Annotated in this window: 5 protein-coding genes and 1 pseudogene; 3 read left to right on the top strand and 3 right to left on the bottom strand. The window is 73.7% G+C overall.

Annotated elements, in window-relative coordinates; genetic code table 11:
* From HZS56_RS37370 to HZS56_RS37360, 3 genes and pseudogenes are all read right to left on the bottom strand, one after another.
* Positions 1 to 688, bottom strand: a pseudogene (locus HZS56_RS37370) (hypothetical protein); the annotation flags it as partial.
* Positions 685 to 1,059, bottom strand: a complete 375-nt coding sequence (locus tag HZS56_RS37365; protein WP_216725255.1) for a fluoride efflux transporter FluC — start codon at positions 1,057 to 1,059, stop codon at positions 685 to 687. The gene HZS56_RS37365 and the pseudogene HZS56_RS37370, both read right to left, overlap by 4 nt.
* Positions 1,059 to 1,550, bottom strand: coding sequence for a fluoride efflux transporter FluC (locus tag HZS56_RS37360; protein ID WP_216725254.1), 492 nt, complete (start codon positions 1,548 to 1,550; stop codon positions 1,059 to 1,061). The genes HZS56_RS37365 and HZS56_RS37360 overlap by 1 nt, the downstream gene beginning before the upstream one ends.
* Positions 1,551 to 1,678: 128 nt before the next feature.
* On the opposite strand from HZS56_RS37360, the gene HZS56_RS37355 reads away from it, so the two are divergent.
* The 3 genes from HZS56_RS37355 to HZS56_RS37345 all read left to right on the top strand — a co-directional run.
* A complete protein-coding gene (locus HZS56_RS37355) occupies positions 1,679 to 2,665 on the top strand; it encodes an urea transporter (protein WP_308408248.1) in 987 nt (328 codons plus the stop codon).
* A 54-nt stretch (positions 2,666 to 2,719) separates the two neighbouring features.
* On the top strand, positions 2,720 to 3,025 hold the full coding sequence (locus HZS56_RS37350) for an urease subunit gamma (protein ID WP_216725252.1): 306 nt from the start codon (positions 2,720 to 2,722) through the stop codon (positions 3,023 to 3,025).
* Between the two features lie 2 nt (positions 3,026 to 3,027).
* Positions 3,028 to 4,118: sirohydrochlorin chelatase (locus tag HZS56_RS37345; protein WP_308408247.1), on the top strand; the 1,091-nt coding region annotated here is incomplete at its 3' end.

The following is a 4,118-nucleotide window of genomic DNA, read 5'->3' as shown; positions in this document are numbered from 1 at the left end:
GGCCGACGGTGGAGGGGTGGGCGGTGGAGGGGCCGCCGGCCCGTGGGTCTTTCGCCCCGCCGTCGGTACCGGGCGCCCCGGAGGGCCCCGAGTTCCCCCAGCCCCCTGCGGCAGCGGTCCGCGTCTGCGCGAAGGCCGCCACCGACCGGAAGGCCGCCGACACCGCCTGCTCCTCGGGCCCGTAGGGCCGGGACAGCCACCCCGACATGCCGGACAGCCAGGACGCGGCCGCGCCGAGGGCGAGGCAGCCGGCCCGGACCGCCGTCTCCGTGAGCGGGGCCGGCGGGAGGAAGGCCGCCATGGCGGCGACCAGGACGACGAAGTAGCTGCCCGGCCCGCTCAGCCGCAGGGTGCGCACGACGAGGGTGGCGGAGACGGAGACCACGGAGAGCACCCCCACCATGGCCCACACGTCCCCCGCGGCCGCGGAGCCCGCGACGAAGGCCACGAGGAAGGCCGCCGAAAGGATCAGGAGCAGGGGCCCTCGCCGGGGGTAGGGGTCGCGGGCGCCGTACGCGTCCACATAGCAGCCCATCGCGGCGAAGATCCCGTAGTGGATCCCGCCGACCGCCGTGACCGCGCCGAAGGAGAGCCCGAAGGCGGTCAGCGCGCGCGCCGCTCGCCCCCGGTCGAACCGGGGCAGTACCGCCCGCCACCCGTGCGCCGTCCGGGTGGCGGCCGTGCTCACCACAGAGCCCGGGCGACCGCCATGCCCGCGAAGGACAGCCCGAGACCGAGGGCGACCGTGACGAACACGTAGCCCGCGGCCCCGGCCGTCCGGCGGGCACTCGCCATCGAGTGGACCTCGTTGGAGAACGTCGACCAGGTGGACAGGGCCCCGCAGAAGCCCGTGGACAGCAGCGCCTGCCCGGACGCGCCCAGCGCTCCCTCGGTGCCCGCCTGGACGAGGAAGCCCAGCAGCAGGGCCGCGGCCATGTTGGCGAGGAACGTGCCCCAGTGGAAGGACGACCGCAGGTGCTCCTTCGTCGCCGTACCGATCAGGTAGCGGGCCGGCGCGCCGACCGCTCCGCCCGCCAGGACCAGCAGCCACTCACCCATCAGGAGCCACCGCCCTCTCCGCCGGCCGAACGTCGGGAGCGCGTCAGGAGCAGACGTGCCGCGACCACGCCCAGGACCACCGCCGTCAGCGCCCCCGCCACCGTCAGCAGGAGGTTGGCCACGGCGTAGCCCGGCTGCTCGTTCTCGAACAGCCGGCGGGTGTCGTCGGTGTAGGAGGAGAACGTGGTGAAGCCGCCGAGGACACCGGTGCCGAGGAAGGGGTTCAGCAGGCGCGGGGCCCCGGTGAACCGTTCCTTGAGCGCGACGGTCAGCACCCCCATCAGGAAGCACCCCACCACGTTGATCAGCAAGGTCGTCAGCGGGAAGGCGGCTTCACCCGTCCGCCACAGCAGGGCGGCGTCGCTGCCGTTGCGCCACAGACGGGACGCGCCGTAGCGCAGGAGGGCGCCGGCCGCACCGCCGACCGCCACCGCGGCGACCACGGGCGCCCGTGAGCCGACCGTGGAGTCCGGGTGAGGGTGGAGGTGCATATCGCCAATAAGGTGCATATCGTCACACTAGCTGGCGATCGATCATGCGGCCGCGCGTGGACGGACGGCAGTTTCCCCGCCTCTCGACGACCCGTCATGGGTCTTCCGTCCTGCGCGAAGGAGCCGGTGTGGCCCCGCAGTCGTTCGAACACGGCCCCGAGGCGCCGCCTCGTACGGGCGCGCACGCGTGGAAGGGAACGGCGCTCGGCGCGCTGCGCGGCGTGGGACAGGTGGACTTCCAGGCGAGCGTGTGGTGTTCGCTCGTCATCCTCGTCGCCCTCTGGGTGGCGGGCTGGGAGATCGGCCTGTTCGCCACCGTCGGGGCGGTGGTCTCCACCCTGACGGCGCGGCTGCTGGCGGTCTCGCACGACTCCGTGACCCAGGGGCTGATGACCTACTGCGGTGTGCTGGGCGGCATCGCCATGGTGGTCTACCTCGGCCACCACCCCTCGACCTACGTCATGGCCGTGTGCGCGGCCGTGGCGTGCACCCTGGTGACGGCCACCCTCGGAACCCTGCTCAGCCCCTTCGGACTCAGGGCGTTCACCGGGCCGTTCTGCCTGGTCTCCCTGGTGATGGTGCTGGGCGCCCCCTCGTTCGAGCGCATCTGGCACGGCACCCCCGAGTCCGCGGTCACCCCGGCCACCCCCAGGACACCCGACGTGAGCTGGACCGACCTGTGGCACAGCTTCTTCTCGAACGTCTCCCAGATCTTCCTGGTCGAGACCTGGTACGTCGGCCTGATCATGCTGGTCGGCCTCTTCCTGGCCGGATGGCGGGTGGGACTGTTCGCCGCCCTGGGCAGCATCGTCGGGACCCTCACCGCATGGGCGCTCGGGGCTCCGGCCGCACTGATCGGGGAGGGGATCTACGGCTACAACGCGGTCCTGACGAGCCTCGCCTTCGGCGTCGTCCTGCTGCGCGCCACCGCCTGGAACTTCGTCTACACCGTGCTGGCCGCCGCCGCCAGCACCGCCCTGACGGCCTCACTGTCGGTGCTGTTCGAGAAGTTCGGCAGCCACACCTTCACCTGGCCGTTCAACATCACCACCTGGGCCCTGCTGGCGGCCGTGCCCTTCCTGTCCCGCATCACCCCGCTGGCCGACGACTCCTGAGGTCCGGCCCACGACCGTGTCACGCCCCCGCGTCACCGAGGAAGGCAGTCCCCCATGAACCTGGCCCCCCGAGAGATCGACAAGCTGCTGGTCTACGTCGTCGCCGACCTGGCCCGCAAACGCCGGGAGCGCGGGCTGAAGCTCAACTTCAGCGAGTCGGTGGCGCTCATCACCGAGGCCATCCTGGAGGCCGCCCGGGACGGCAAGACCGTCGCCGACTGCATGGAACTGGGCCGCCAGGTCGTCGGCGAGGACCAGACCATGCCGGGTGTCCGGGAGATGCTGCCGCTGCTCCAGGTGGAAGCCACCTTCGACGACGGCAACAAGCTGGTCTCCTGCCACGACCCGGTCGGCGGCTGACGGTGCGCCGGGGCACGGTGGTCGCGGTCTGCGGCCACGAGAGCGACGGGGGACAGGCCCTGCGGGACCTGCTGGACGTGATGGACCCCCGGGTCCCCTGTGTGTCCGGCGGCCGCGAACTGTTCCGCCGCGTCCGCGCCTCGCGCTCCCGCGGCGAGGACGTGTGCGTGGTGCCGATGACGCTGGGCCGCGACCCGGAGCTGGTCGCCGACGCCGCCCGCACCCTGCTCGGCCTGACCCCCGCGGAGCGGGCCGGGACCGTGCTGGCCGAGCCGTTCGGAACCGCGGAGCACCTGGTCGGCTGGCTCAGGGCGGCTGCCACGCGGGTACCGGACGACCGGGCGCTGCTGGTCACCGCACCGTCCGGTGACCCGTTCGCCGACGCGGACCTGTTCCGGATCGCGCGCCTGGTGCGGCAGTACGGCCGGCACCGCACGGTCGAGGTGGCCCTCACCGGCGGCGACCCGGACCCGGCCGGGGGCGTACGGCGCTGCCGGGCGCTGGGCGCGGAACGCGTCGTGCTGCTCCCGGCCGCCTGGGCGGTGCCGCCCGTGCCGGACCCCGCGCACTGCGAGATCGGCGGGCCGCTCCTGACGGCGTCCGCGACGGCGGGCGTGCTCGACGCGCGCGTGGGCGACGCCTGGCACCGGCGCGACCGGCACGGCGACGACGGCCTGCCCCGCGGTCTCACGGCGGCCCACGACCACGGCCACAGCCACAGCCACGGGCCGGGTGGTCACGGCCACGGGCATGGCCACGATCACGGTTCCGGGGATCACGGGCACTCCCACGACCCCAGCCAGGGGCCGGGCGGCCACGACCACGGTCCCGGCCATCACGATCACGGTCCCGCCCGTCACGACCACGGTCCCGCTCATCACGATCACGGTCCCGGCCATCACGACCACGGTCCCGCCCGTCACGACCACGGTCCCGGCCATCACGACCACGGTCCCGCCCATCACGGACGCGGCCACAGTCACAGCCACGGCCGTGGGCACTCCCACGACCACGCCGCGGCCGGCGGTCACACCCAGGAGGCGCTCGGCGCCCCGGCCTCCGCAGCCGCCCCGCCCGCCTCCCCGGCCTCTCC

This window comes from Streptomyces mayonensis (genome assembly GCF_018982965.1).
Classification (GTDB): domain Bacteria; phylum Actinomycetota; class Actinomycetes; order Streptomycetales; family Streptomycetaceae; genus Streptomyces; species Streptomyces mayonensis.
This window is presented reverse-complemented; position numbering and strand designations above follow the sequence as displayed.

Bases quoted from the DNA above. Each gene is read 5' to 3' on its own strand.
- HZS56_RS37365 (WP_216725255.1), bottom strand. From the start codon at position 1,059: ATGGGTGAGTGGCTGCTGGTCCTGGCGGGCGGAGCGGTCGGCGCGCCG.
- HZS56_RS37360 (WP_216725254.1), bottom strand. From the start codon at position 1,550: ATGCACCTCCACCCTCACCCGGACTCCACGGTCGGCTCACGGGCGCCC.
- HZS56_RS37350 (WP_216725252.1), top strand. From the start codon at position 2,720: ATGAACCTGGCCCCCCGAGAGATCGACAAGCTGCTGGTCTACGTCGTC.